Here is a 25,774-nt window from a genome sequence, read left to right on the forward strand (position 1 = left end):
ATGCCGCGACCGAAGTGTCTCGCAGTGCGCTGCAAGTCTGCTGCAAACAGCGTGGCCGGTCATCGAAGACCCACCCCACGCCCGACTGGACGGAACTATTGATGAACACTCCGCTGCCCACGACCGAAGAGGTCGCCCGCGATGCACGCGTGAGCGATGTGCTGAGCTCGCCCACGCCGTTCGCCGCGCCGCGAAAAACTTCGCGGCTCGATCCGGTGAAGGTCGCACCCTACCTGTTTCTCGGCCCGTTTTTCCTGTTGTTCGCGCTGTTCATGGCGTTCCCGCTGCTGTTTTCGCTGTACCTGTCGTTCCAGAGCTGGGACGCGACGGCAGGGCTCGCGAGCATGAAGTGGGTGGGTCTGTCGAACTTCACGTTCACGCTGACCGACCCGTGGTACTGGAAGTCGCTGTACAACACTGCGTCGATGGCGATCATGTCCGGCGTGCCGCAGCATCTGGTGGCGCTGCCGCTGGCGTTCTTTCTGCAAACCGCGTTTCGCCGCTGGCGCAACCTGATGGTCGGCCTGTACTTCCTGCCGTTCATCACGTCCAGCGTCGCTATCGCGCTGATTTTCTCGTCGCTGTATTCGACCGACTTCGGCATGATCAACCTCGCGATCGCCGAGCTCGGCAAACTGCCCGGCCTGCACTGGATCGTTCCCGCGCATCCGATCGAGTGGCTATATAACCCGAAGAACGTCAAGCCGGCGGTGTCGGTGGTGATCTTCTGGCGCTATGTCGGCTGGAACACGGTGCTGTATCTGTCGGCGCTGCAAACCATTCCGAAAGACCTGTACGAGGCCGCACGCATCGACGGCGCGAATGGCTGGCAACAGTTCACCCGCATCACGATTCCGCTGATCAAGCCGATGATTTTCTTCGCGGTCACGCTGTCGATCATCGGCGGCCTGCAACTGTTCGAAGAGCCGTTCATCCTGCTGCCGAACGAAGGCATGGGTACCAGCCAGTCCGGCCTGACGACGGCCGTCTATATGTATCGCACCGCATTCCACGACGGCGATTTCGGCACCGCGAGTTCGATCGCATGGCTGCTATTCATCTCGATCGGCGCGATGATGTGGTTGAACACGCGGATCTTTCACCGCAGCGGCATGAACGAGGAGAATCAGCGATGAAATCGTCGAACAACAAGGGCCGCTATATCGGCTATGCGATCGTGGTTGCCGGCGGGCTGCTGATGTTCTCGCCGTTCTACTTCATGTTCGTGTTCGCGACGCACACGAGCTCCGAGATTTTCTCGATGCCGCCCCCGCTGTGGTTCGGCAGCGCGTTTCTCGACAACATGGCCTCGCTGATGCGGCACATTCCGTTCTGGCGCAATCTCGGCTGGAGCTTCTATACGGCCGCGATGCAAACCGTGCTGACGCTGCTGGTCACGTCGATGGCCGGCTACGCGTTCGCGATGTACGAGTTTCGCTTCAAGAAGACGCTGTTCGCAATCGCGCTGACCGCGATGCTGGTGCCGCCGTTCCTCAGCATGATTCCGACCTTCATGACGATGAACCTGCTCGGCTGGATCGATCAGCCGCGCGCGCTGTATGTGCCAGGCGCGGCCGCCGCGCTCGGCGTGTTCCTGATGCGCCAGTACGTCGCGTCGGCGATTCCGTCCGAGCTGATCGAGGCGGCGCGCATCGACGGCTGCGGCGAATTCCGCATCTACTGGAGCATCGTGATGCCGCTGCTGGGACCGGCGCTGGGCACCCTTGGCCTGATCAGCTTCATTCAGGCGTGGAACAACTTTCTGTCGGCGCTAGTCGTGCTGCGCTCGCCGTCGATGTACACGCTGCCGCTCGCGCTGCGCATTCTGCAAAGCCCGACCAATTCGGATTGGGGCGCAGTGATGGCGGGCTCCGCGGTCGCGGTGCTGCCGTTGCTGGTGCTGTTCGCGTTCACCTCGCGGCGTTTGATCGACGGTCTGACGACCGGCGCGGTCAAGGCCTGAGATTTTTCCTTTCATCTTCACGCCCTGGCGGGCATGACCATTCGGGACAACAACATTTATGCCGACGTATCGATTCAACGAAGACTTCGTCTGGGGCGTGGCCACCAGTTCCTACCAGATCGAAGGCGCAGCGCATGAGGACGGCCGTGGCCCGTCGATCTGGGACGAGTTCTGCAAAGTGCCGGGCAAGGTCGTGAACGGCGAGAGCGGCGATGTCGCATGCGATCACTATCACCTGCTCGAGGAAGACCTCGATCTGCTGGCTGAACTCGGCGTCAATGCTTACCGCTTTTCGATCGCGTGGCCGCGCGTGCAGCCGACTGGCCGCGGCGCATTCAACGAAAAGGGTCTAGCGTTCTACGAGCGCCTCGTCGACGGTTTGCTCGAGCGCGATATCCAGCCGTTCGCGACGCTTTATCACTGGGACCTGCCGTCGTCGCTGCAGCACACGCAAAACGGCTGGGAAAGCCGCGACACCGCCTATCGTTTCGCGGACTACGCACGCAAGATCGGCAGCGTGCTCGGCGATCGCGTTGCATCGATCGCGACGCACAACGAGCCGTGGTGCACCGCATGGCTCGGCAACGCAACGGGCTATTTCGCGCCGGGCAACGCCGATCTGAAGAAAGCCGCGCACGTCGCGCACCATCTGCTGCTGTCGCACGGTCTCGCGTTGCAGGCGTTGCGCGCCGATGGCGTAAAGGCGCCGCTCGGCATCGTGCTGAACCAGTCGCCGGCGCATGGCGCGACGGATTCGCCTGAAGACCAGGCCGCCGCGTCGCTCGAATACGCGAAGTTCGTGCGCTGGTACATGGACCCGCTGTTCAAGGGCGAGTATCCGGCCGAGGCGCTGGAATGGTACGGCGCGAACGGTCCGCAAGAGGCAATTCGGAGCGGCGATTTCGACGTGATCGGTACGCCGATGGACTTCCTCGGCATCAACTATTACACCCGCATCTTCGCGAGCGCATCGGGCGAGAAGCGTCCGCCGGGCGTGCTCGGCTTCACGGACATGGATTGGGAAGTCTATCCGCAAGGCCTCACCGAATTGCTGACGCGCATCAACGCCGACTACAAGCTGCCGCCGATCTACATCACCGAGAACGGCTGCGCGGCGAAGGACGTGCTGGCTAACGGCCGTGTGCATGACGCCGAGCGGGTGCGCTTCTACGACCTGCATCTGGCCGCGTTGTCGGACGCGGTGAAAAAGGGCGTCGACGTGGCCGGCTATTTCGCGTGGAGCCTGATGGACAACTTCGAATGGGCGTCGGGTTACGACAAGCGCTTCGGCATGGTCTACGTCGACTATGCGAGCCAGGAGCGCACGCTGAAGGACAGCGCGTTGTGGTATCGCGACGTGATCGCGCAACACGCCGGCGTCGCAGCCGTGCGCTGACGCGCACGCCCGGCGGCGGGCGCACCGAACCTCGCGTGGCGCGACAGTAGTGGGGCAGTGGGATAGCGTCACGCGGGGTCTGCAAGTACAAGGACTGAGGAGGAGGAGGCATCAAATGGGCGAACTCGTATTGCGCAACGTCTCGAAGACGTATGGCGAAGGACCGCAGGTGATCCAGGGCATCGATCTGCACATCCCGGACGGGCAGTTCACGGTTTTCGTGGGACCGTCGGGCTGCGGCAAGTCGACGATGCTGCGCATGATCGCGGGGTTAGAGTCGGTAACGGGCGGCGACATTCTGATCGACGGCGTACGCGTCAACGATCTGCAGCCTACGGACCGCGGCATCTCGATGGTGTTCCAGAGCTACGCGCTCTACCCGCACATGACGGTCGCGGAAAACATGGGCTTTTCGCTGAAGCTGTCGGGCAAGTCGAAGCATGAAGTGCGCGAGGCGGTGGGCCGTGCCGCCGAGATCCTGCAGATCACGCATCTGCTCGAACGCAAACCGAAGGCACTGTCGGGCGGCCAGCGCCAGCGCGTCGCGATCGGGCGGGCGATCGTGCGCAAGCCGCGCGTGTTCCTGTTCGACGAGCCGCTGTCGAATCTCGATGCGGCGCTGCGCGTGCAGATGCGTATCGAACTCGCGAAGCTGCATCGCGAACTCGGCACGACGATGATTTACGTCACGCACGATCAGGTCGAGGCGATGACGCTCGGCCAGCAGATCGTCGTGTTCAACAAAGGCAACATCGAGCAGACCGGCGCGCCGCTCGAACTGTATGAGCGACCGGCGAACCGCTTCGTCGGCGGCTTCATCGGCTCGCCGCAGATGAACATGCTGGCCGCGACGCTGGTGTCGCAAAGCGATACCCAAACCGTCGTGGCGCTCGCGGGCGCGAGCCAGCGCATCGTGCTGCCCGGCCGGTCGTCGCAGTCGCTGAGCGGTGAGCTGACGCTCGGGGTGCGTGCCGAGCATCTGGGCATCGGCACGCTCGACGAAGGTCTCGCCGCCCGAGTCGAACTGGTCGAGCATCTCGGCGATGTATCGCTGCTGCATGCGCGACTCGATGGCATCGCGCACGCGATCACGCTGAAGCTCGACAAGAAGGACGCGCAGCATGCGGTCGGCGCGCGCGTCGGGATCAAGGTGGCGTCGTCGTCGGTCACGCTGTTCGATGCGAACGGCGCCGCGGTGAGCCTGTCGCGACCCAAAGTCGGCGAGGACGTAGGCGCGGTCGTTTGACAGGCCGATGCCGGCGAGCGAGCACTAGCACACCGATGGCGGATAGCGCGATGGAGAAAAATGTAGCGAAGGACGATGGCGAGGCCGCGGCTAGCGGCTCGTCCGGGCAGCGGTATGCGCAGACGCCCGGTGAAACGGCGGCTGCCGCGGACCGGGGGCAATCGGCTATCGAACGAGGACCGCAGCAGCGAGAAAGGTTGAAGAAGCCGCGCGAATCGCTGCATTCGTGGATCGTACATTTCGATGCGGAGCCTTCATCGAGGCCCCCGGCATCGGATGACGAAGAGTGAGACGCAAGCAGGGATCTCGTTAGTCGGTTCGCATCAAATATTACGATTTGCTGTCTATGCCTTGCGCGGAGCTTCCTCCTTGCTGGGCGTGGCTTTGAGGGTCGGGTCGGGTGGTCCCGGATAGTGGTTCGGAGCTTAGGTTAACTCCGCATGGCGGCGGCGAATGTGTGCCATTAACATCCGCTAACGTTAAGGGTAACGTTCAAGACGTTTGCATCTATTCGAAGAGCTAAAACACGGAGCAGACATTGAAACCCGAGACGCGCCGCGGTGCTATCCGGCACGACCCTTGTGTGGCCGAAACGGTCTGCCTAAAAGGTATTGATTAGCTGAAAGCGCAGCGGTTGCGCGCACGGATTGGCGCGACCGGTGCGGGCGGTGTCGCGGTCACGGTAATCGTCGCCGCGGGTTGGACGGGAGTTCGAGGGAGCTCCTGGCAGTAGGTTGGAAAGTAGTGCCTGAGAGCAAGGTTGAAAAAGAATGTCGGGCCACGCATCGCGCGCGTTCGCATGCGGGCGCGCCGGCCCGGCGCAAAAAATAACCGTTGGAATTTTGCTGGGTGGAGAGCGTCATGGAAAAACGAGTATCTAAAGCCATCTTCAAGTCCCGGGCCTGCGAGCTGTTCCGCCAGGTCGAGGCATTGGGCGAAACCGTGGTCGTCACCGACCGCGGGCAACCCACCATCGAAATTCGGCCGTATCGCAGCAAGCAGGAAAATCCGCTCGAGCTGCTGCGCGCGTCGATTACGCACTTCAATCTGAAGCACGCGTTGCAACCTGTCACGGCCGACCAGGAAGAGTAATGATCACGCTCGACACGCTTGCGCTCGTGTGCTGGCTCGGCAGGCAGAAAGCGCTGAGCCAGGCCGCGCACGATGCGATCGATCGGGAGCTCGCCGGCGGCGAGATCCTGATCTCGGCGATCAGCGCGTTCGAAATCGCGGAGTTCGTGAAGGTCGGCAGTCTCGGGCTGTCGATGGACGCGCGCAGCTGGATGTCGACGTTTCTGTCGCTAGACGGCGTGCGGATGATTCCGGTCGACACCGAAATCGCGTTTCGCGCGGCCACGCTGCCGCCATCGCTCAGCTTGCATCAACGCCTGATCGTCGCGACCGCGCGCACGCATGGCGGCGCGCTCGTGACTTCGGATGCGAAGGTGCGCGCTTCGACTTACGTCGAAACGATCTGGTGACGGCCGCGGCGCTGCTTGGTGCGCACAGGGCCGGTGGAATCGCGCACCACCAGTTCCGCCGGCAGCGTGATGCGCTGCGAAGCGGCGTCGATCCCGGCGATTTGCGCGAGCAGCGTGTTGACCGCCGAGCGCGCCATTTGCTGGAACGGTTGACGGATCGTGGTGAGCGCGGGGTGAAACTGCTCGGACATCGGGATGTCGTCGAAGCCGATCACCGAGATGTCGTCCGGCACGCGCAGGCCGGCTTCGCGAATTGCGGCGATTACGCCGAACGCGCTCTGGTCGTTGGCCGTGAAGATCGCGGTGGGGGGCTCGGCGAGGTTCAGCAGGTCGAACGTGACGTCGAACGCCATCATTTGCGACAGGTCGCCCGCGGCGACCAGCGAGTCTTCACGCGGCAGGCCGAGACGAGCCAGCGTGTCGTGATAGCCGCGTTGCCGGTCGCGTACACCTTCGATCGTTTCGTCGCCGGCCAGAAACGCGATGCGCTTGTGACCGAGTTCCGCCAGGTGTTCGACCGCGAGACACGCGCCGCCGTAGTTGTCGACCGACACCGACGGGAAGCCCGTCAGCGTGCCGCGCTGATCGACGACGACGACCGGCACCTTCGCGGTGGCGAGCGCCTCGAGGCACAGCGACTCGCGCGGAAGAATCGCGAGGATGCCGTCGGAGAATTGCTGGATCAGCCCGAGCAGGTCGTGATGCGTATGACGATCTTCGTCGAACACCGTGTAGACCAGCATCTCGCAGCCGGCGCCACGCGCCGCGCGGCCCGCGCCGAGAATCAGTTCGCTGGAGAATTGCGTGTCGAGCGTCGGCGTGATGATGCCGATGATGCCATTGCGGCCCCCCGACAGTTTCTGCGCGGTGCGGTTGACGACGTAACCGATGTCCGACGCGATTCTCAGTACTTCGTCACGGGTTTCGCGCGACACGCCAGGACGGCCGTTCAGAGCGCGCGATGCGGTCATCTGGGACACCCCGGCAAGCTTGGCGACGTGCTCAAGCGTGGGGGTTTGTCTTGCCATGCGGGTCGGAGCTGTGCGAGAGGTCATTGGATGGGTCGACTCGCTAATCGCGTTAGCGATACCGTTTATGTAGTCGCTATTCTAGCAGAACCCTTTTTATTTCCGCTTTCCCACAATCAATCAATCTTATACAGGTGTTTGCGTCGCAGCCCGACCGAGACCAGGTAAAATCCCGCATAGCCTTACTTACCGCATCGACCTAACATTCACTAACGTTAAGGCTAACGTTAACGTTTCGGCGGTTTCTTAAAAATCCAGAAGAGGGGACACACACATGGCGTACCCGGCGTTGTTTAAAGCGCGGTCCATCATCGGCGCGACGGCGCTGCTGTTTTCGTTGTCTGCAGTTGTTTCGAACGCCGTAGCGGCGGACTCCAAGACGATCACGGTATGGGACCAGCAGACCAATGCGTCGTCGAGCAAGATCATTCGCGACGCGTCGGATCGATTCGAAAAGGCGGTTCCGGGCTACAAGGTCGAGAATTCGCACGTGCTGAACGAAGCGTACAAGACGAAGCTGAAGGTCGCTTTCGGCGCGAACCAGCCGCCGTGCGTGTTCGAGAACTGGGGCGGCGGCGGCCTGCACGAGTACGTGAAGTCCGGCCAGATCGCCGACCTGACGCCGTACCTGAGCAAGGATCCGTCGTATCGCAACCGTTTCATGCAATCGTCGTGGGATGTCACGACGTTCGACGGCAAGACCTACGGTGTCGCTGCCGAAAACGCGGCGGCCGCGGTGATCTTCTACAACAAGGAAGTCTTCAAGAAGTACGGCATCACGCCGCCGAAGACGTGGGATGAACTGATGCACGTCGTCGAGGTGCTGAAGTCGCACAACGTCGCGGCGTTCTCGCTCGCGAACAAGAACAAGTGGACCGGATCGATGTACTACATGTACCTCGTCGACCGTATCGGCGGTCCGCAAGTCGTGAAGGACGCGATCGAAGGCAAGGGCAAGGGCTTCGAAGATCCGGCCTTCGTCGAAGCCGGCAAGCGCATTCAGGAACTGGTGAAGGCTGGCGCGTTCGCACCGGGCATCAACGGTCTTGATTACGACTCGGGCGCTTCGCGCCGTCTGCTGTACACGGGCAAGGCTGCCATGGAGCTGATGGGTGCCTGGGAAGCTTCGACGATCGCCAACGAAAATCCGGCGTTCTCGAAGGATCTCGACTTCTTCCCGTTCCCGAGCGTGCCGGGTGGCAAGGGCGATCCGCGTGACCTGATCGGCACGGTCGGCGATGGCTTCCTCAGCATCTCAGCCGAGTGCAAGTCGCCGGACGCAGCGTTCAAGCTGATCCAGGCATTGACCGACGAACAGGCGATGCAGGCTCGCGCGTCGGATGACCACAAGCTCCCGCCGGTCAATAACGTCAAGATTGACGATCCGTTCACGCAGCGTCTGCAGAAACTGCTTGCCGCGGCTCCGAGCGTGCAGCTCTGGTACGACCAGGCACTGCCGCCGGCCCTCGGTGAGCTGCACAAGGACACGACGCAGGCACTGTTCGGCCTGTCGCTGACGCCTGAAGCTGCTGCGCAGCAAATGGAAGCCGCTTCGAAGAAGGGCGGTTAATCTTCTCCAGTCTTAAAGAAAAGTCCGGCCGGCACCGCGAGGTGCCGGTCGGCATACAAGCCCGTGAATATTGCAATTACCGCTACTCCCGAACGCCGGTTGAGATTCTCATCGCAAACGCTCGTCACGGTGGTGTTTCTTGCGCCGTCGCTGCTGCTGCTGGCCGTGTTCCTGCTTTATCCGCTCGTCTCCAGCCTGCGGCTGTCGCTGCTCGACTGGAACGGCCTCGGCAACACTGCCCGTTATATCGGACTCGCGAACTGGGAGCGGCTCGCGCACGACATGGTGTTCTGGCAATCGCTGCGGAACAACGTGATTCTTGCTGTCGCCTCGATCGTCATCCAGCTTCCGATCGCGCTCGCGCTAGCCGTGCTGCTGGAAAAGGCCGGCCGCGGCTCGCGCTTGCTGAAGGTTCTGTATTTCCTGCCGCTGCTGATGTCGAGCGTGGCGATCGGCGTGCTGTTCAAGCAGATCTACGATCCGAATTTCGGTCCGGTCAACGTCGCGCTGCAGGCATTCGGGCTCGATGGCCTCGCGAAGGACTGGCTGGGCGACCCGCATTTTTCGCTGGGTGCGACGATTGCCGTGATCATCTGGCAGAACGCGCCTTTCTACATGATTCTGTTCCTCGCCGGGCTCTCGTCGATGCCGGCCGAGGTCAACGAGGCTGCGCTGCTCGACGGCGCATCCGAGTGGACCATTTTCTGGCGCATCAAGCTGCCGCATCTGCAAGGCACGGTGCGCACGGCGGTGCTGCTGTCCGTGCTCGGCTCGCTGCGTTACTTCGATCTCGTCTTCGTCATGACCGGAGGCGGCCCCGAAGGTTCGTCCGAGGTGATGGCCACCTACATGTATCGCACGGTGTTTAGTTCGTTCCAACTCGGCTACGGCAGCACCATCGGCTCGGCGATGTTCCTTATCGTCATCACGGTGGCGGCGGTGTCGATGTACTTCACCCGCCGTTATGCAACCGAGGTCTGAACCATGAACAAGAAACTACGCTTCCCCCGCGTCGGGATTCCTTTGCTGGCACTGATCTGGCTGGCCGTCACGACGATTCCGTTTCTCTTCATGGTCGCGTCGAGCCTGAAGAGCCAGGAGGAGACTTTCGCGACGTCCGTGTGGGCGCCGCCGAGCCACCTGTATTGGGGCAATTACGCGGCTGTGCTGCAGGGGCCGTTCTTCACTTATTTCCGTAACAGCGTGTTCACGGTGGGCGTGTCGGTGCTGCTGATCGTCATCATCAGTGCTATGGCGGCCTACGTGTTTGCGCGCTTGCGCTTCTCACTGAACAAGACGCTGTTCGGTCTGGTGGTCGCCGGCATGATCGTGCCGCTGCATGCGACGCTCGTGCCGATCTATCTGCTCACGCGCAACCTCGGTCTCTACGACACCGCGTTCGCGCTGCTCGGCCCGTATGTGGCGCTCAGTCTGCCGGTGTCGATCTTCATCCTGACCGAGTTCATGCGCCAGATTCCGCGCGAGCTCGAAGAAGCGGCGCAGCTCGACGGCTGCAGTCCGTTCCGCATCTTCTGGCGGATTTTCTTCCCGCTTTCGGCACCGGGGCTCGCCACTGTGACGATCTTCAACGGCATTGGTCTGTGGAACGAGTTCATCTTCGCGTACATGCTCACCTCGACAGCCGAGCACCGTACGCTGCCGCTCGCGATTTGGGACTTCATGGGGCAATACGCGTCGAACATTCCGTCGATGTTGTCCGTCCTCGTGCTCACTTCGCTGCCGCTGATCGTTGCCTATGCGTTCGGTCAGGAGCGCGTGATCAAGGGGATGATGGCTGGCTCGCTCAAGGGCTGATCCGCATCGCACACAACCTCGAATCGTGTGGGCCGCAGTGGCTCGCACACCGAACTTCGCAAAGACGACATGGCAAGCATCTCTCTCACTAACGTACAGAAGTCCTATACGAGCGGTAACTCGGTGATCCGCGACGCCAACCTCGAAGTCGGCAAGGATGAATTCTGCGTGTTCCTCGGGCCGTCGGGCTGCGGCAAGTCCACGCTGCTGCGCATGATTGCCGGCCTCGAATCGATCACCGACGGCGAACTGCGCATCGACGGTGAACTCATGAACAACGTCGAACCCGCGAAGCGCCAGGTTGCGATGGTGTTCCAGAACTACGCGCTGTATCCGCATATGAGCGTGTACGAGAACATGGCATTCGGTCTGCGTCAGGCGAAAGTCGATAAGGCCATCATCGACAAGAAGGTGCGCAGCGCCGCTGCCGCGCTGCAACTCGACAGCTACCTCGAGCGCCGCCCCGCTGCGCTGTCCGGCGGTCAGCGCCAGCGCGTCGCGATCGGCCGCGCGATCGTGCGCGAGCCGGGCGTGTTCCTGTTCGACGAGCCGCTGTCGAATCTCGATGCCGCGCTGCGGGTGCAGACGCGGACCGAAATCGCCCGTTTGCATCGCGAGTTCAACCGCGCGAGCGCGGTGTATGTCACGCACGACCAGATCGAAGCGATGGCGCTCGCCGACAAGATCGTGCTGCTGCACGCCGGCGCAGACATGGAAAAACACGGCAGCATCGCGCAGATCGGCGCGCCGCTCGATCTGTATCACCGGCCGAAGAGCCGCTTCGTCGCGGGCTTCATCGGCTCGCCGAAGATGAACTTCATGCCGGCCACGGTCCTCGCGGTCGACGAAAAGGGCATTCAGGTCGAGCTGACCACGGGCGAGCGCGTGCGCGCCGAGGTCGACGGCCGCAGGCAGCGCGTCGGCTCGCAGGTCACGCTCGGCGTCCGGCCGGAGCACCTCGCCTTGCCGTCGGCGCAGCCCGGCGTGCAGACGATTCGCTGCGCCGTGCGTCTGGTCGAACGGATGGGCGAGCACAGCTACGTGCACGTGGACGGTGGCGTGCGCGAGGGCAACACGATGATCGCCAAACTGCCCGGCGACGGTGGCGTCAATCACGACGAACGCGTCGAGCTGGCGTTCGCACCGCACGCGTGCCACGTATTCGACGACAACGATTTCGCGCTGCCGCGTCTGCACTGATCCGCTTGTGACCGCGCTTGCTTGCACGACGCAGGCGAGCGCGGGCGCACTGCACCGCATCGCTAGACGTACCGAACGACCCGCAGCCGATCAAACACCGCGAATTTCGAGTCGCGGCCGCGTTTGATTGATTAGCAGGACTGCGAAGTACGGAAAGATATCTGAAATGGAACGGGATGGCTCCCGGCCGAAGCAACGCCCCGCCGCACGCTTGTCAGAAACAACGGATTTGTCGGCGCTTCTTGCGCTTCGTACACCAGCATAAAAAGAAGGAGTTTTCGATGTTGCTTCGCCAAAGTGAGGTGCCGCTCTACCGCAATCCCGCCGCAGCCTTGGAAGAGCGCGTGGCCGATCTGCTCGCGCGCATGACACTCGATGAAAAGATCGCGCAGCTTCATGCCGCTTGGCTGGTGCTGTCGGCCGATGGCAATCACAAGGCGCGTAGCATCGATTTCGCGCAGAGTGCCAACCAGATCACGGTCGACGAGATCCTGCAGTATGGCCTCGGCCAGATCACGCGTCCGCTCGGCACCCATACGGTCGATCCGAAGGAAGGCGTGCGAGCGCTCAACGAACTGCAGCGCAAGATGGTCGAAGACACGCGTCTCGGCATTCCGGTGATGGCGCACGAGGAGTGCCTCGTCGGCCTGATGATCAAGGACGCGACGCTGTTCCCGTCGCCGTTGAACTATGCGGCGACGTGGAATCCGCGGCTGGTCGGCGAAGTGGGCACGATCATCGGCGAGCAGGCGCGTTCGATCGGTTGTCACCAGGGGCTCGCGCCGGTGCTCGACGTGTCGCGCGATCCGCGCTGGGGCCGCACCGAGGAGACGCTCGGCGAAGACCCGTATCTGGTCGGCGTGCTCGCATGCCACTACGTGAAGGGCCTGCAAGGCGAAGAGCGCGATCTGCTCGCGACGCTCAAGCATTTCGTCGGTCATTCGGCGAGCGAAGGCGGCCGCAATCATGCGCCGGTGCATGTCGGTCCGCGTGAGCTCAACGACGTGTTCATGCTGCCGTTCGAAATGGCCGTGAAGCTCGCGAACGCGGGCTCGGTGATGCCCGCGTATCACGACGTCGACGGCGTGCCCTGCCATGGCGATCGCGCGCTGCTGCACGACACGCTGCGCGAGAAGTGGGGCTTCGACGGTCTCGTCGTCGCGGATTACGCGGGCGTGGACCTGCTTTACAGCCACCATGCGGTGGCGCGCGACAGCGCGTCGGCCGCGGCCCTCGCATTTAACTCCGGCCTCGACGTCGAGCTGCCGGGCCATGAGTGCGCGGTGCATCTGAAGGAAGCGCTCGAGCGCGACGAGATCACCGAAGCGACGATCGACACCGCCGTCTCGCGCGTGCTGCGCGTGAAATTCCAGCTCGGCCTGTTCGAGAATCCGTATGTCGATCCCGAGCGCGTCGACGTGAAGAGCGCCACAGCGGGCGATACCGCGTATCAGGTCGCGCTCGAATCGGCGGTGCTGCTGCGCAATCAGGGCGACGTGCTGCCGCTCGCCCCGAACGGCGCCGACAAAATCGCGGTGATCGGCCCCACCGCCGACGATCCGCTCGCGCTCCTCGCCGGCTACAGCTTCCCGGTGCATCTGATCAACAGCGGCGAGCAGTCCACTGCGTCGATCGCGACGCCGCTGCGCTCGCTGCGCGCGTTGCTCGGCAACGAGCGCGTGATTCACGCGCAGGGCTGCGACATCATCAAGGAACGCCGCGCGGGCGCGCCGGTGTTCCCGGGCGACGTGTCGCTCGATCTGACCGGCGACGCGCATTGCGACGAGCTGATCAGCAAGGACACCGACGGCATCGCGGCGGCGGTCGAAGCCGCGCGGCAAGCGGGCGTCGCGCTGGTGTTCGTCGGCGATCTGGCGGGCCTGTTCCAGTCCGGCACGGTCGGCGAAGGCTCCGATACCGACAGCCTCGACCTGCCGGGCGTGCAGCAGGCGTTGCTGCAGGCGGTGGTCGACAGCGGCACGCCGACCGTCGTCGTGATGACGGGCGGCCGTCCGTACAATCTCGGCGGCCTCGAAGAGCGCATCGCCGCGCAGATCATGGCGTTCGCGCCGGGCGAGCGCGGCGCCGAAGCGCTGGCCGATCTGCTGGTGGGCCGCGCCAATTTCAGCGGCCGTCTGCCGCTGTCGGTGCCGAAGAGCGCGGGCGCCGTGCCGTACGTGTATAACCATCGTCTGAAGAGCGCTGGAACGCCGATTGCCTACCATTTCGGATGCCGCTATCCGTTCGGTTTCGGTCTCGGCTATACGCAGTTCCGTTACGGCGATCTCGCGCTCGCGCACAGCGAGGTGCCGATCGAAGACGGTACGATCGAGCTGAGCTTCACGCTCGACAACATCGGTGCCCGCGACGGCACCGAGATCGTGCAGATCTACGTGCGTGACCGCCACGCGTCGGTCGCGCGGCCGGTGCGCGAACTGAAGGCGTTCACGCGCGTGCCGCTCGCGGCCGGTGCCTCGGCGCGTGTGCGCGTGAAGCTGCCGGTCGACATGCTGAACTTCACCGACGCGCGCGGCGAGCGTATCGTCGAGCCCGGTGATTTCGATCTGCTCGTCGGCAGTTCGAGCCGCGACATTCATCTGAGCGGCACGGTCGCGGTCGCGGGCTCCGCGACGAGAACGCTCGAGCGCAACTGGCGCATGCTGAGCGAAGTCGAGATCGTGGCCTAAGCGGCGGGTCGGGACGGCGAGTGCCGCCCCGTGTGTGGTCCTACTCGTTACAAGTGGAAAATCTGATGTCGTACGCAACCTATCCAAGCCTGGCGGACAAAACCATCGTCGTCACCGGCGGCGGCAGCGGGATCGGCGCCGCGATCGTCGAGGCTTTCGCGCAGCAAGGCGCGCGCGTGTTCTTCCTCGACGTCGCCGAGCACGATTCGCTCGCGCTGCAGGAAACGCTTCGCCACGCGAAGCATCCGCCGCTGTTCCGCCGCTGCGACCTGAAAAATGTCGACGCGATCGAAAGCACGTTTGCGGCAATCGTCGAAGAGGCGGGGCCGATCGACGTGCTAGTCAACAACGCCGGCAATGACGACCGGCACGAAATCGGCGAGCTCACCGCGAGCTACTGGGACGACCGTATCGCGGTGAATCTGCGCCACCAGTTCTTCTGCGCGCAGGCCGCCGCGAACGGCATGCGTCGCGCGGGGCGCGGCGTGATCCTGAATCTGGGCTCGGTGTCGTGGCATGTCGCGCTGCCGAACCTCGCGATCTATATGACCGCGAAAGCCGGCATCGAAGGGCTCACACGGGGTCTCGCGCGCGATCTCGGCGGCGCGGGCATCCGCGTGAACTGCATCATCCCGGGTGCGGTGAAGACTCCTCGGCAAATGCAGCTGTGGCAATCGGCGGAGAGCGAAGCGAAGGTCGTCGCGAGTCAGTGTCTGCAACTGCGCATCGAGCCCGAGCACGTCGCGCGCATGGCGCTGTTCCTCGCGTCCGACGACGCGTCGCGCTGCTCAGGCCGCGATTACTTCGTCGACGCAGGGTGGTACGGAGAATGAGCATGCCGGTACCTGTGTGCGTATGGGCGGTCGGCGCCGAGCTGGCCGAAGGGCCGCTGTGGCAGGCCGCCGAGAACGCCGTGTATTTCGTCGATATCAAGGGGCGCCGGATTCATCGGCTGTGCGTCGCGAGCGGCGAGCAGCGAACGTGGCAGGCGCCCGATCAGCCCGGTTTTCTGGCGCCGCTCGCTGACGGCACGTTCGTATGCGGGCTGCCGGGCGGCCTGCATCGCTTCGATCCGGCGAGCGGGGAGTTCAGCAAGCTCGTCGACGTCGAACCGCATCTGCCGGGCAACCGCCTGAACGACGGTTTCGTCGACGCCCAGGGGCGCTTGTGGTTCGGCTCGATGGACGACGCCGAAGAGGCGCCGAGCGGCACGCTGTATCGCGTGAACGAGCGAGGCGCGGCGATCGCGCAGGACGACGACTACGTGATCACGAACGGCCCGGCGATGAGCCCGGACGGCCGCACGCTGTATCACAACGACACGGTGCGGCGCGTGGTCTATGCGTTCGACGTCGCCGCGGACGGCACGCTGTCGGGCAAGCGCATCTTCGCCGCGATCTCGGGCGACGGTCATCCCGACGGCATGGCGGTCGATGCCGACGGCTTCGTGTGGATCGCGCTGTTCGGCGGCTGGCGGATCGAGCGTTACTCGCCGGCGGGCGAACTGGTCGATCAGGTGCCGTTGCCGTGCGCGAACGTGACGAAACTCGCGTTCGGTGGCGAGGATCTGCAAACCGTTTATGTGTCGACCGCATGGAAGGGGCTGACTGCCGTCGAGCGGCAGCATCAGCCGCAGGCGGGCGGGCTGTTCTCGTTCCGCGCACCGGTGGCGGGGCAGGTTCAGGCTCGCTGCTCGGTGGGATTCGAGCGTTAAAGCGACAAAACACAGCGACAGGACGAGCCGCAATACGCAACCCTGACGTTGCCTGGTCGCTCCGCAAGGAGTGGCCCGTTATCATGTGCGTTCCATGACTTCCGCGCATCCGCCCCGATTCCTATCATGACGTCCAGGCCGCCAGTCCCGCCCCGCATGTCCGATGTTGCCGAACGCGCGGGCGTCTCGAAGATGACCGTGTCGCGCGTGCTCGCAGGCCGCAACGTGTCGCAAGCGACCCGCGAACGCGTGCAGAAGGTCATCGACGAACTCGGCTACGTCGCGGATGCGGCGGCGGGCGCGCTGTCGTCGGGACGCTCGGAGTTCGTAGCGGTGCTGGTGCCGTCGCTGTCGAGCTCGAACTTCTCCGACACCGTGCGCGGCCTGAATGCCGCACTGAGTCCGCATGGTCTGCAGTTGCTGCTCGGCGATACGGACTATCTGCTGGAACAGGAAGAACTGCTGGTGCGCTCGATGCTGCGCCACCAGCCGCGCTGCGTCGCGTTGACGGGCGGCCGGCACACCGACGCGACGCGCATGCTGTTGCAGCGCGCCGGCATTCCGGTCGTCGAAATGTGGGATTTGCCCAGCGATCCGATCGATACGGTCGTCGGCTTTTCGAACTCGGCGGCGGCGCGCGCGATGGTTCGGCATCTGCACGAGCGCGGTTATCGCCGGATCGGCTTCATCGCGGGCGCCAGCGAGCGCGACCGGCGCGGGCACGACCGGATGCGCGGCTACGTCGCCGAAGTCAAGGCGCTGGGCCTCGGCGAGCCGCGCGTGATCCGGCTCGGCGATTCGCCGATCACGATGAGCCACGGCGCGCCGGCGATCAGCGCCTTGCTGGACACTTGGCCCGATACCGAAGCCGTGATGTGCGTGAGCGACATGTCGGCGTTCGGCGCGATCATGGAGTGCCATCGGCGCGGGCTGTCGGTGCCGGGCGACATCGCGGTTGCCGGCTTCGGCAATTTCGAGGTGTCGTGGTGCTGTCAGCCGAGCATCACGACGGTATCGGTCGATGCTTACGGCATCGGCCTGCGCGCCGGCGAGACGCTGCTCGCGGCGCTCGCCGATCGCGAAGCGGGCGACGTGCATCGCAGGAAGGCGGTGAAGATTGATTTCACGGTGATTTCGCGCGATAGCGCGTAAAAGGGCGCGTCGCTGAATTCGCAAGACGCGAACGCGCCCAACTACCCTTAACCAGACAGATCAGGGATATCCCTTGGTTGTCCGGACGGTAAGCCGGGCGTAACATCCACAGCCAGAAATGTTACCGGTAACTTTACCGGCAACGGCATTTCCCCACAAAAACACGCTGATGGAGAAACGAATGACCGCTGTACCGTCCGCCATCGCCGCGCCTGCCGCGCGCGTCGACGAGTTCGAGGAAAGGACCTATCGCAAGGTCGTGCGCCGGCTGCTGCCGATACTGTTGCTGTGCTATGTGGTTGCGTATCTCGATCGCGTAAACGTCGGCTTCGCGAAGCTGCAGATGCTCGACGATCTCGGCCTGTCCGACACGATGTACGCGATCGGCGCGAGCGTGTTTTTCTGGGGCTATTTCATCTTCGAAGTGCCCAGCAATGTGTTCCTGCATCGCTACGGCGCGCGTTTCTGGATCGCGCGGATCATGTTCACGTGGGGGCTCGTGTCGATGGCGCTCGCGTTCGTCCAGCCGCTCGCGCAGCTCGCGCACGTCGAAACCGCGACGATGTTCTACATCCTGCGCTTCCTGCTCGGGCTCTGCGAGGCCGGCTTCTTCCCCGGCGTGATTCTGTACCTGAACTTCTGGTTTCCGGCACAGCGTCAAAGCCGCGTGATGTCGGGCTTTCTGATCGCGATGCCGGTCAGCCTGATGCTCGGCGGCGTCGTGTCGGGCTGGCTGATGGACCATACGGCGGGCCTGCTCGGCTATCAGGGCTGGCAATGGATGCTGCTGATCGAGGGCGTGCCGTCGCTGCTGACCGCGTTCGTCGTGTACTTTTCGCTCGACGACGGCATCGAGCGCGCGCGCTGGCTCACGCCGCAGGAAAAGAGCCTGCTCGCGGCGAATCTGCAGCGCGAGAGCGCGCACAAGACCGCGCGCTTCGGCTCGGCGGTGCGCGATCCGCGTGTCTGGCTGCTGGTCGCGATTTTGCTCACGTTCAATACCGGCTTCTACGGCCTCGCGTTCTGGCTGCCGTCGATCATCAAGGCGACCGGTGTGCAGGACCCGCTGCACATCGGCCTGTTGACCGCGATCCCGTATGGCGTGGCGATCATCGCGACGCTCGCGAACGCCGCGCATTCGAAGAAAACCGGCGAGCGGCGTCTGCATGCGGCGATTCCGGCGCTGATCGGCGGACTCGGTCTGATCATGAGCGCGGCTTTGGCGCATCATGTGGTGTGGGCGATCACGTTTCTGACGATCGCGACCGCCGGCATCCTCGCATTGATGCCGATTTACTGGACGTTCCCGGGACAGCTGCTGTCGGGCGCCGCGGCGGCGGCCGGCATCGCGATGATCAACGCGATCGGCAATCTGTCCGGCTTTACCGGTTCCATGATCACCGCCGTGGCCAAAAACCTGACCGGCGACATCAACAACGGCACCTACGCACTCGGTGCGTGTCTGCTGGTCAGCTGCGTGCTGATCCTGCTCGTGCCGCGCACGATGCTGACGCGGGCCACGTCGAATGAAGACAGCGTGCCGGGCCGCGAGACGGCGCGGGCGCAGAAACACGCAGAGCACGCGTAAGCACGATAAGCAACCCTCACCCAGACAGAGAGATACGCATCATGTCAGCATCCACCCCGCGCCGGCTGCGCAGCCAGGAATGGTTCGACGATCCCTCGCATGCGGATATGACGGCACTGTACGTCGAGCGTTTCATGAACTACGGTCTGACGCGCGAAGAGCTGCAGTCGGGCCGGCCGATCATCGGCATCGCGCAGACGGGCAGTGATCTCGCGCCGTGCAATCGCCATCACATCGAACTCGCGGCGCGCACGAAAGCCGGCATTCGCGACGCGGGTGGCATTCCGATGGAGTTTCCGGTGCATCCGCTCGCCGAGCAGAGCCGCCGGCCGACCGCCGCGCTGGACCGCAACCTCGCGTATCTGGGGCTCGTCGAAATCCTGCACGGCTTTCCGCTCGACGGCGTCGTGCTGACCACCGGCTGCGACAAGACCACGCCCGCGTGCCTGATGGCCGCGGCCACCGTCGACATGCCGGCGATCGTGCTGTCCGGCGGTCCGATGCTCGACGGCTGGCACGACGGCAAGCGCGTCGGCTCGGGCACCGTGATCTGGCATGCGCGCAATCTGCTCGCGGCCGGCGAGATCGACTATGAAGGCTTCATGGAGCTGACCACCGCATCGTCGCCGTCGATCGGTCACTGCAACACGATGGGCACCGCGCTGTCGATGAACAGCCTCGCCGAAGCGCTCGGCATGTCGCTGCCCGGCTGCGCGAGCATTCCGGCCGCTTACCGCGAGCGCGGCCAGATGGCCTACGCGACCGGCAAGCGCATCGTCGATCTCGTGCGCGACGACGTGCGGCCGTCGAAGATCATGACGAAAGAAGCGTTCGAAAACGCGATCGTCGTCGCATCGGCGCTCGGCGCGTCGACCAACTGCCCGCCGCATCTGATCGCGATCGCGCGGCACATGGGCGTCGAGCTGAGTCTCGACGACTGGCAGCGCGTCGGCGAGCAGGTGCCGCTGATCGTCAACTGCATGCCCGCGGGTGAGTATCTCGGCGAGAGCTTCCATCGCGCGGGCGGCGTGCCGGCCGTGATGCACGAGCTCGCGAAAGCCGGCCTCGTGCACGAGGAATGTCTGACGGTGTCGGGCCGCACGATGGGCGAAATCGCGGCCGCCGCGCCGGCGCCGGATCGCGAGGTCATCAAGACGACCGACGATCCGCTGAAGCACGGCGCGGGCTTCATGGTGCTGTCGGGCAACTTCTTCGACAGCGCGATCATGAAGATGTCGGTGGTCGGCGATGCGTTCCGCAAGACCTATCTGAGCGAGCCAGGTGCGGAAAACACCTTCGAAGCACGCGCGATCGTGTTCGACGGCCCGGAGGACTATCACGCGCGCATCAACGACCCGGCCCTCGAAATCGACGAGCATTGCATCCTCGTGATTCGCGGCACGGGCACGGTCGGCTATCCGGGCAGTGCCGAGGTCGTCAACATGGCGCCGCCGGCTGCGCTGGTGCGCCAGGGCATCACGTCGCTGCCCACGCTGGGCGACGGCCGGCAGAGCGGCACGTCCGCGAGCCCGTCGATTCTGAACATGTCGCCGGAAGCGGCGGTGGGCGGCGGCCTCGCGCTGTTGCGCACGAATGACCGCATCCGTGTCGATCTGAATTCGCGCAGCGTCAACGTTCTGGTCGACGAAGCGGAACTCGCGCGACGCCGCGAAACCGTGCAGTTCGAGATTCCGGCCGCGCAAACGCCGTGGCAGGAGCTGTACCGCAAGACGGTCGGCCAGCTTTCAACCGGCGGCTGTCTGGAACCGGCGACGCTTTATCTGAAGGTGATTGCCGAGCGCGGCAATCCACGGCATTCGCATTGACCTGCAGGTGACAAGGCCGGGCTTCGCATACAACGCGACGCCCGGCCTTGCCCGTTTCTCCACTTATCCGAAAGAGCCCATCCCATGTCCGCAACTTCCTCTTCCAGCTTTCTTCCCGGCGATCTGAACGACGCGCTGCTGATCGGCCGCGTGTGGCGCAAGTCCGAGCAGCACGAAGGACCGTGCGTGGTCGTCGTGCGCGGCGGCGAGGTGTTCGACATCACCGCGAGCGTGCCGACCACCGCCGATCTGTTCGAGCGCGACGATGCCGCGCAATTTGCGCGCAGCGCACCGGGCGTGCCGCTCGGGCCGGTTGCACAACTGATCGACGCAAACCTGCCGGGCGCGAGCGCCCCCGCCGTGCGCCTGCTCGCGCCGTGCGACGTGCAGGCGATCAAGGCCTGCGGCGTCACGTTCGCGGTGAGCCTGATCGAGCGCGTGATCGAGGAGCAGGCCGGCGGCGATCCGGCGAAGGCGAAGGAAGTGCGCGAGACGATCGCATCGACGATCGGCACCGACCTGTCGAAGATCAAGCCGGGCTCGGAGGCCGCGATGAAGCTGAAGGCCGAGCTCGAGCGCCGCGATGCGTGGTCGCAATACATGGAAGTCGGCATCGGTCCGGACGCGGAGGTATTTTCGAAATCGCAGCCGATGTCGGCGGTCGGCTTCGGCGCGGACGTCGGTCTGCTCGCCGCGTCGGTGTGGAACAACCCGGAGCCGGAGATCGTGCTCGCGGTGAATAGCCGCGGCGGTATCGTCGGCGCGACGCTCGGCAACGACGTGAACCTGCGCGACATCGAAGGGCGCTCGGCGCTGTTGCTCGGCAAGTGCAAGGACAACAACGGCTCGTGCGCGATCGGCCCGTTCGTGCGGCTGTTCGACGACACCTTCTCGCTCGACTCGGTGCGCAGCGCGAGCGTGTCGCTGCGCGTCGAAGGCACCGACGACGACTTCGTGCTCGACGGCGTAAGCCACATGAGCGAGATCAGCCGCGACCCGGCCGACCTCGTCGCGCAGACCTGTGGCCGTCATCACCAGTACCCGGACGGCTTCATGCTGTTCCTCGGCACGATGTTCTCGCCGATCAACGACCGCGACGCGCCCGGCGCCGGTTTCACGCATCACCTCGGCGACCGTGTGACGATTTCGACGCCGCAGCTCGGCGCGCTGACCAACACGGTGCGTCTGTCCACCGAAATCGAACCGTGGACGTTCGGCGTGCGCGCTCTGTATCGCAACCTTGCGGTTCGCGGCCTGCTGGTTGCTGAATAACCGGATTGTCGCTGCAATTTTCGAAAGGAGAATCAGGACATGAGTCAATTTGCAAACTACATCGACGGACAGTGGGTCGACGGCGCGAGCGTGTCGCGCAATGTCAATCCGTCGAATCTGGACGACGTGATCGGCGAATTCGCGCAAGCCGACGCCGAGCAGACGCATCGCGCGATCAGCGCGGCGCGCAAGGCCTTCGCGACGTGGTCGCTGTCCACGCCGCAGCAGCGCTTCGACGTGCTCGACCAGGCGGGCAGCGCGATCCTCGCGCGCAAGGCGGAGCTCGGCAAGCTGCTCGCGCGTGAAGAGGGCAAGACGCTGCCCGAGGCGATCGGCGAAGTGGGCCGCGCCGGCCAGATCTTCAAGTTCTTCGCGGGCGAAGCGCTGCGTGTCGGCGGCGAAATCGTGCCGTCGGTGCGGCCGGGCATGACGGTCGAAATGACGCGCGAACCGGTCGGCGTGGTGGGCCTGATTACGCCGTGGAATTTTCCGATCGCGATTCCGGCGTGGAAAATCGCACCGGCGCTCGCGTACGGCAACACGGTCGTCATCAAGCCGGCCGATCTGGTGCCCGGCAGCACGTGGGAGCTGGTCAAGATCATCGCCGAGGCGGGCGCGCCGGCGGGCGTGATCAACCTCGTGATGGGCCGCGGCTCGGTGGTCGGCGAGGCGCTGGTGTCGTCGCCGCACGTGGATGCGATCAGCTTTACCGGTTCCGTCTCGACGGGTCGCGCGATCGGCGCGAAGTGCTTCGAGTCGGGCAAGAAATTCCAGCTCGAAATGGGCGGCAAGAACCCGATGGTCGTGCTCGACGACGCCGATCTCGACGTCGCGGTCGAAGCCTGCATCAACGGCGCGTTCTATTCGACGGGCCAGCGTTGCACGGCATCGAGCCGGCTGATCGTGACCGAGGGGATCTATGACCGCTTCATCGACGGCATGAAGGCGCGCATGCGCGCGCTGAAGGTCGGCGATGCGCTCGCGGACGGCACGCAGATCGGCCCGGTCGTCGACGACAAGCAGCTCGAGCAGGACGAGCGCTATCTGGCGATCGCGCGTGAAGAGGGCGGCACGGTGTTCGGCGGCGAGCGCGTCAAGGGCGCGACGCCGGGCAACTTCCTCGCGCCGGCGCTGGTCACGGAGACGACCTCGGCGATGCGCATCAACCGCGAAGAGGTGTTCGGGCCGGTCGCGTCGGTGATCAAGGTCAAGGACTACCAGGAAGCGCTCGCGGTCGCTAACGACACCGAGTTCGGTCTGTCGGCCGGCATCTGCACGACCTCGCTGAAGTACGCGAGTCATTTCCGCCGCCATGTGCAGGCGGGCATGGTGATGGTCAACACCGCGACGGCGGGGGTCGATTATCACGTGCCGTTCGGCGGCAGGAAGGGATCGAGCTATGGTCCGCGCGAGCAGGGCGCCTACGCCCGCGAGTTCTATACGTCGGTGAAGACCGCGTATATCAACCCGGGCGCGGTCTGACGCGACACTAGCCGGGCTCCGCTAAAACGGAACTGGCCCACCATCGCATTCGATCGCGATGGCGGGCCAGCAGGGGAAGCTGCAAGAGCTATGGCAAAGCGCTCCGGCAGGTACAGCTACATCAACAGCAACTTTCTAACGGGAACGCGGCTTACTGCGCTGCGCGGCCCTGTTGCGACGAACCGCTGGTCACGCCGCCGACCGCGCTGTTTTGCGCCGCGACGCGAGCTTCGGCAGCCTGAATGTTCGACGGATATTCGTTCGGGTTCGAACGCGCCGGGTTGTAACCGGCCTTCTCGATCTGAACCAGCTCTTCACGAACTTGCGCGCGGGTCAGCGGCTGGTTCGATTGAGCGAAAACGGCAACCGGAGCAGCGAGAGTAGCGGCGATAACGACAGCTTGAACGAGCGATTTCATTTTTACTACCTCCAGGTTTTGTCTTGTTAGGCTGCGAAACCGTTTGTTTGCAGCAGTGATGACAGTCTAGGGGGAGCCGGAACTAGGGTAAATACCTAATTCCTGAACTCACTGTTTCGGTAACTAAAACAATATTGGGGCAGCAAGGCTGTCGATCATCGATTTGCGAAGCGATCGACGATTGATAGGCGCGTCTATTAGCCGCCTGAAACGGCTTGGACAAGCAGCCAGCCAGCGACGCCGATGGCTATGGCGCCGATCGTCCGTGCGACGCGCGCGCCGTCCGGCGCGACCCGCTCGGCGGTGATGGCGGCCGTCACGGCGGCCATCAGGCGCAAATCCGTCATGCCGGCGACCAGCAGAATCGCCGTTAATCCCGCGCAGGAACCGGCACAGTCCACCCCGATGCGCAGCCCGTAGCGCCAGGCGCTTGCCGCGTCGGCGGCGAGGCTCGGTGTCGCGCGACAGCAGGCGAGGCGGCGGGCTTTCCACGTGCTGAACTGCAATGCGCCGGCGAGCAGGACCACCACGCCGGCCGCTAACGGCACGGACCGCGCGAGCGCTAGCCACCGCAGCTCGAGCGCCGCGAGCGACGCACCGAGCGCAAACACGGCCACACCGAGCGCAGTCCATACGACCGCGTACGCGCCGCTCACCAGCACCGTCAGCAGCGCCAGTCGCCCCGCGCTCGCCCGCGCGCCGACCGCGTCGCGATAGCGCAGCAGCATCGGCATCAACGACGGCAGCATCATCGCCGCCATCATCACGATCCACATGCCGATGAACGATGCCGCGGTGCGGGCCCACGTGCGCCCGCAGGTCGGCATCCACAGCGTCGACATCGACCAGCCGCCTGGCATCGGCAGCGCGCCCATCGCCGACATCGACGCGTTGTGCGCCAGTGTCGCCGCGACGCTCGCGATGAACACCAACGCGCAGACGCCGACGAACACCCGCTGCGATGAGCGCATCGCGCGCCACGTGGTGAAGTGCTGCCCGTTCGTGCAGGCAGCGCGTACGAGCGGGCCCATCACCGCTCGTACTCGTCGTGACGGCGCCACCAGATGCCTGTCTCGTTGCGTCCCTTCGGCGCGCGATCGAGCCACTGGTACATGCCCCACAGCGCATCGACGCCGCGCGCGTAGGTCGAATACGTGTGATAGACGACGCCGTCTTCGAGCACGAACGCGCTCATGCCGGGCCGGTCGCGCGAATAGGTGGCCGCGTCGGTGCCGCAGGTCGCCGCGAATTGCGCGACGGGTTCGGGCGCGGGACTCACGTCCATCGCGTGAGAGTTGCGTGCGTAGTTGTACTCGATATCGCCGTCGCGCTGCTGTGCCTCGGTGAACGAGACATTGAAGTCGAAATTGAAATCGCCGCTTGCCGACGATGCCCAGGGAAACGTCCAACCCATGCGTCGCTTGTATGCCTGCAACTTCTCGAGCGGCGCGCGCGACACCGCCATCAGCATCACGTCGTGATGCGCGAGATGCACAGCGAAGCCGCCGAAACCGTCCGCGATCGACGAGCACGATGGGCAGCCCGCCTTGTAGTCGGGCCCGAACATGAAGTGGTAGACGAGCAGCTGCGAACGTCCTCTGAACAGATCGGCGAGCGATGCGCTGCCTTCGTCGGTATCGAAGCGGTAGGCCTTATCGACCTTCACCCACGGCAGCGCCTGACGTTGCCGCGCGAGTTCGTCGCCGTGTCGCGTGTGGGCTTTTTCCGCGTCGAGCAGCGCGCGTCGCGCGTCGAGCCACTGTTCGCGGGTTCCGATCGGATGCGTGGTCATCGTGGGTTCCTCCGTGGGTCGTGCCGCGCCGTGCGAGCTCTTGCCCGAAGGCGTCGGTGGCGGTTGATGGTCGTGCTAGATTAGGACCGGGCATCGATCGGGTGGGAGTGACAAGTGTGGCGGGATTCGCTTGATGCATTGACG

General features: G+C 64.2%; 22 protein-coding genes. 18 read left to right on the forward strand and 4 right to left on the reverse strand.

The features are described 5' to 3' along the window. The first annotated feature begins 101 nt into the window (after positions 1-101). From AB3X89_RS07780 to AB3X89_RS07805, 6 genes are all read left to right on the forward strand, one after another. Complete coding sequence (locus AB3X89_RS07780; RefSeq protein WP_368582638.1) at positions 102-1,136, forward strand: carbohydrate ABC transporter permease; 1,035 nt, start codon at positions 102-104, stop codon at positions 1,134-1,136. Next, entirely contained in the window at positions 1,133-1,963 is an 831-nt protein-coding gene (locus tag AB3X89_RS07785; RefSeq protein WP_018433683.1) for a carbohydrate ABC transporter permease, read from the forward strand. Before AB3X89_RS07780 ends, AB3X89_RS07785 begins: the two co-directional genes overlap by 4 nt. Positions 1,964-2,021: 58 nt before the next feature. Then, a complete protein-coding gene (locus AB3X89_RS07790) occupies positions 2,022-3,359 on the forward strand; it encodes a GH1 family beta-glucosidase (protein WP_368582639.1) in 1,338 nt (445 codons plus the stop codon). Positions 3,360-3,474: 115 nt separating this feature from the next. Further along, complete coding sequence (locus AB3X89_RS07795; RefSeq protein ID WP_368582640.1) at positions 3,475-4,605, forward strand: ABC transporter ATP-binding protein; 1,131 nt, start codon at positions 3,475-3,477, stop codon at positions 4,603-4,605. An 861-nt stretch (positions 4,606-5,466) separates the two neighbouring features. Beyond that, the gene (locus AB3X89_RS07800; protein ID WP_013093946.1) at positions 5,467-5,697 is read left to right on the forward strand and encodes a type II toxin-antitoxin system Phd/YefM family antitoxin; all 231 of its coding nucleotides are present in this window, start codon (positions 5,467-5,469) and stop codon (positions 5,695-5,697) included. Continuing rightward, positions 5,697-6,086, forward strand: coding sequence for a type II toxin-antitoxin system VapC family toxin (locus AB3X89_RS07805; protein ID WP_018433686.1), 390 nt, complete (start codon positions 5,697-5,699; stop codon positions 6,084-6,086). Before AB3X89_RS07800 ends, AB3X89_RS07805 begins: the two co-directional genes overlap by 1 nt. Here AB3X89_RS07805 and AB3X89_RS07810 read toward each other — a convergent pair. Next, the gene (locus tag AB3X89_RS07810; protein WP_309234952.1) at positions 6,065-7,141 is read right to left on the reverse strand and encodes a LacI family DNA-binding transcriptional regulator; all 1,077 of its coding nucleotides are present in this window, start codon (positions 7,139-7,141) and stop codon (positions 6,065-6,067) included. The genes AB3X89_RS07805 and AB3X89_RS07810 overlap by 22 nt on opposite strands. Before the next feature lie 247 nt (positions 7,142-7,388). Between AB3X89_RS07810 and AB3X89_RS07815 the strand changes: the two genes are divergently transcribed. The 12 genes from AB3X89_RS07815 to AB3X89_RS07870 all read left to right on the forward strand — a co-directional run bounded on the left by AB3X89_RS07815 (position 7,389) and on the right by AB3X89_RS07870 (position 23,420). After that, entirely contained in the window at positions 7,389-8,684 is a 1,296-nt protein-coding gene (locus tag AB3X89_RS07815; RefSeq protein ID WP_368582641.1) for an extracellular solute-binding protein, read from the forward strand. Positions 8,685-8,783: 99 nt separating this feature from the next. Continuing rightward, positions 8,784-9,665, forward strand: coding sequence for a carbohydrate ABC transporter permease (locus AB3X89_RS07820; RefSeq protein WP_217710295.1), 882 nt, complete (start codon positions 8,784-8,786; stop codon positions 9,663-9,665). A gap of 3 nt (positions 9,666-9,668) precedes the next feature. Next, positions 9,669-10,499, forward strand: coding sequence for a carbohydrate ABC transporter permease (locus AB3X89_RS07825; RefSeq protein ID WP_176111587.1), 831 nt, complete (start codon positions 9,669-9,671; stop codon positions 10,497-10,499). A gap of 69 nt (positions 10,500-10,568) precedes the next feature. Continuing rightward, entirely contained in the window at positions 10,569-11,699 is a 1,131-nt protein-coding gene (locus AB3X89_RS07830) for an ABC transporter ATP-binding protein (RefSeq protein ID WP_368582642.1), read from the forward strand. Between the two features lie 281 nt (positions 11,700-11,980). Beyond that, positions 11,981-14,386, forward strand: a complete 2,406-nt coding sequence (locus tag AB3X89_RS07835) for a glycoside hydrolase family 3 N-terminal domain-containing protein (protein WP_368582643.1) — start codon at positions 11,981-11,983, stop codon at positions 14,384-14,386. Between the two features lie 65 nt (positions 14,387-14,451). Beyond that, a complete protein-coding gene (locus tag AB3X89_RS07840; RefSeq protein ID WP_368582644.1) occupies positions 14,452-15,219 on the forward strand; it encodes an SDR family NAD(P)-dependent oxidoreductase in 768 nt (255 codons plus the stop codon). Beyond that, positions 15,216-16,100, forward strand: coding sequence for an SMP-30/gluconolactonase/LRE family protein (locus tag AB3X89_RS07845; RefSeq protein ID WP_368582645.1), 885 nt, complete (start codon positions 15,216-15,218; stop codon positions 16,098-16,100). The genes AB3X89_RS07840 and AB3X89_RS07845 overlap by 4 nt, the downstream gene beginning before the upstream one ends. A 156-nt stretch (positions 16,101-16,256) precedes the next feature. Then, the gene (locus AB3X89_RS07850; protein ID WP_368582646.1) at positions 16,257-17,252 is read left to right on the forward strand and encodes a LacI family DNA-binding transcriptional regulator; all 996 of its coding nucleotides are present in this window, start codon (positions 16,257-16,259) and stop codon (positions 17,250-17,252) included. A 181-nt stretch (positions 17,253-17,433) separates the two neighbouring features. Continuing rightward, the gene (locus tag AB3X89_RS07855) at positions 17,434-18,840 is read left to right on the forward strand and encodes an MFS transporter (protein ID WP_368582647.1); all 1,407 of its coding nucleotides are present in this window, start codon (positions 17,434-17,436) and stop codon (positions 18,838-18,840) included. A 41-nt stretch (positions 18,841-18,881) separates the two neighbouring features. Further along, a complete protein-coding gene (locus tag AB3X89_RS07860) occupies positions 18,882-20,666 on the forward strand; it encodes an IlvD/Edd family dehydratase (RefSeq protein WP_368582648.1) in 1,785 nt (594 codons plus the stop codon). Positions 20,667-20,750: 84 nt separating this feature from the next. Then, the gene (locus tag AB3X89_RS07865; protein ID WP_368582649.1) at positions 20,751-21,938 is read left to right on the forward strand and encodes a fumarylacetoacetate hydrolase family protein; all 1,188 of its coding nucleotides are present in this window, start codon (positions 20,751-20,753) and stop codon (positions 21,936-21,938) included. A gap of 39 nt (positions 21,939-21,977) precedes the next feature. Continuing rightward, entirely contained in the window at positions 21,978-23,420 is a 1,443-nt protein-coding gene (locus tag AB3X89_RS07870) for an aldehyde dehydrogenase family protein (protein WP_368582650.1), read from the forward strand. 151 nt (positions 23,421-23,571) lie between these two features. On the opposite strand, the gene AB3X89_RS07875 is transcribed toward AB3X89_RS07870, so the two are convergent. The 3 genes from AB3X89_RS07875 to AB3X89_RS07885 all read right to left on the reverse strand — a co-directional run bounded on the left by AB3X89_RS07875 (position 23,572) and on the right by AB3X89_RS07885 (position 25,630). Continuing rightward, positions 23,572-23,838 carry a DUF4148 domain-containing protein gene (locus AB3X89_RS07875; protein ID WP_176111596.1) on the reverse strand — a complete coding sequence of 89 codons (267 nt, stop codon included), beginning with the start codon at positions 23,836-23,838 and terminating at the stop codon, positions 23,572-23,574. Between the two features lie 197 nt (positions 23,839-24,035). Next, complete coding sequence (locus AB3X89_RS07880; protein ID WP_368582651.1) at positions 24,036-24,869, reverse strand: DUF2182 domain-containing protein; 834 nt, start codon at positions 24,867-24,869, stop codon at positions 24,036-24,038. Then, positions 24,869-25,630 (reverse strand): DUF899 domain-containing protein, encoded by a 762-nt coding sequence (locus AB3X89_RS07885; RefSeq protein WP_368582652.1) that lies wholly within the window; start codon positions 25,628-25,630, stop codon positions 24,869-24,871. The genes AB3X89_RS07880 and AB3X89_RS07885 overlap by 1 nt, the downstream gene beginning before the upstream one ends. Positions 25,631-25,774: the final 144 nt, after the last annotated feature.

Origin of the sequence: Paraburkholderia sp. BR14320 (assembly GCF_040948665.1) — a bacterium.
Taxonomy (GTDB): Bacteria; Pseudomonadota; Gammaproteobacteria; order Burkholderiales; family Burkholderiaceae; genus Paraburkholderia; species Paraburkholderia youngii.

What these genes read in the sequence shown, in the direction of transcription:
- AB3X89_RS07780 (WP_368582638.1), top strand. Translation starts at nt 102, where the DNA reads ATGAACACTCCGCTGCCCACGACCGAAGAGGTCGCCCGCGATGCACGC.
- AB3X89_RS07785 (WP_018433683.1), top strand. Translation starts at nt 1,133, where the DNA reads ATGAAATCGTCGAACAACAAGGGCCGCTATATCGGCTATGCGATCGTG.
- AB3X89_RS07790 (WP_368582639.1), top strand. Translation starts at nt 2,022, where the DNA reads ATGCCGACGTATCGATTCAACGAAGACTTCGTCTGGGGCGTGGCCACC.
- AB3X89_RS07795 (WP_368582640.1), top strand. Translation starts at nt 3,475, where the DNA reads ATGGGCGAACTCGTATTGCGCAACGTCTCGAAGACGTATGGCGAAGGA.
- AB3X89_RS07800 (WP_013093946.1), top strand. Translation starts at nt 5,467, where the DNA reads ATGGAAAAACGAGTATCTAAAGCCATCTTCAAGTCCCGGGCCTGCGAG.
- AB3X89_RS07805 (WP_018433686.1), top strand. Translation starts at nt 5,697, where the DNA reads ATGATCACGCTCGACACGCTTGCGCTCGTGTGCTGGCTCGGCAGGCAG.
- AB3X89_RS07810 (WP_309234952.1), bottom strand. Translation starts at nt 7,141, where the DNA reads ATGACCTCTCGCACAGCTCCGACCCGCATGGCAAGACAAACCCCCACG.
- AB3X89_RS07815 (WP_368582641.1), top strand. Translation starts at nt 7,389, where the DNA reads ATGGCGTACCCGGCGTTGTTTAAAGCGCGGTCCATCATCGGCGCGACG.
- AB3X89_RS07825 (WP_176111587.1), top strand. Translation starts at nt 9,669, where the DNA reads ATGAACAAGAAACTACGCTTCCCCCGCGTCGGGATTCCTTTGCTGGCA.
- AB3X89_RS07830 (WP_368582642.1), top strand. Translation starts at nt 10,569, where the DNA reads ATGGCAAGCATCTCTCTCACTAACGTACAGAAGTCCTATACGAGCGGT.
- AB3X89_RS07835 (WP_368582643.1), top strand. Translation starts at nt 11,981, where the DNA reads ATGTTGCTTCGCCAAAGTGAGGTGCCGCTCTACCGCAATCCCGCCGCA.
- AB3X89_RS07840 (WP_368582644.1), top strand. Translation starts at nt 14,452, where the DNA reads ATGTCGTACGCAACCTATCCAAGCCTGGCGGACAAAACCATCGTCGTC.
- AB3X89_RS07845 (WP_368582645.1), top strand. Translation starts at nt 15,216, where the DNA reads ATGAGCATGCCGGTACCTGTGTGCGTATGGGCGGTCGGCGCCGAGCTG.
- AB3X89_RS07850 (WP_368582646.1), top strand. Translation starts at nt 16,257, where the DNA reads ATGTCCGATGTTGCCGAACGCGCGGGCGTCTCGAAGATGACCGTGTCG.
- AB3X89_RS07855 (WP_368582647.1), top strand. Translation starts at nt 17,434, where the DNA reads ATGACCGCTGTACCGTCCGCCATCGCCGCGCCTGCCGCGCGCGTCGAC.
- AB3X89_RS07860 (WP_368582648.1), top strand. Translation starts at nt 18,882, where the DNA reads ATGTCAGCATCCACCCCGCGCCGGCTGCGCAGCCAGGAATGGTTCGAC.
- AB3X89_RS07865 (WP_368582649.1), top strand. Translation starts at nt 20,751, where the DNA reads ATGTCCGCAACTTCCTCTTCCAGCTTTCTTCCCGGCGATCTGAACGAC.
- AB3X89_RS07870 (WP_368582650.1), top strand. Translation starts at nt 21,978, where the DNA reads ATGAGTCAATTTGCAAACTACATCGACGGACAGTGGGTCGACGGCGCG.
- AB3X89_RS07875 (WP_176111596.1), bottom strand. Translation starts at nt 23,838, where the DNA reads ATGAAATCGCTCGTTCAAGCTGTCGTTATCGCCGCTACTCTCGCTGCT.
- AB3X89_RS07880 (WP_368582651.1), bottom strand. Translation starts at nt 24,869, where the DNA reads ATGGGCCCGCTCGTACGCGCTGCCTGCACGAACGGGCAGCACTTCACC.
- AB3X89_RS07885 (WP_368582652.1), bottom strand. Translation starts at nt 25,630, where the DNA reads ATGACCACGCATCCGATCGGAACCCGCGAACAGTGGCTCGACGCGCGA.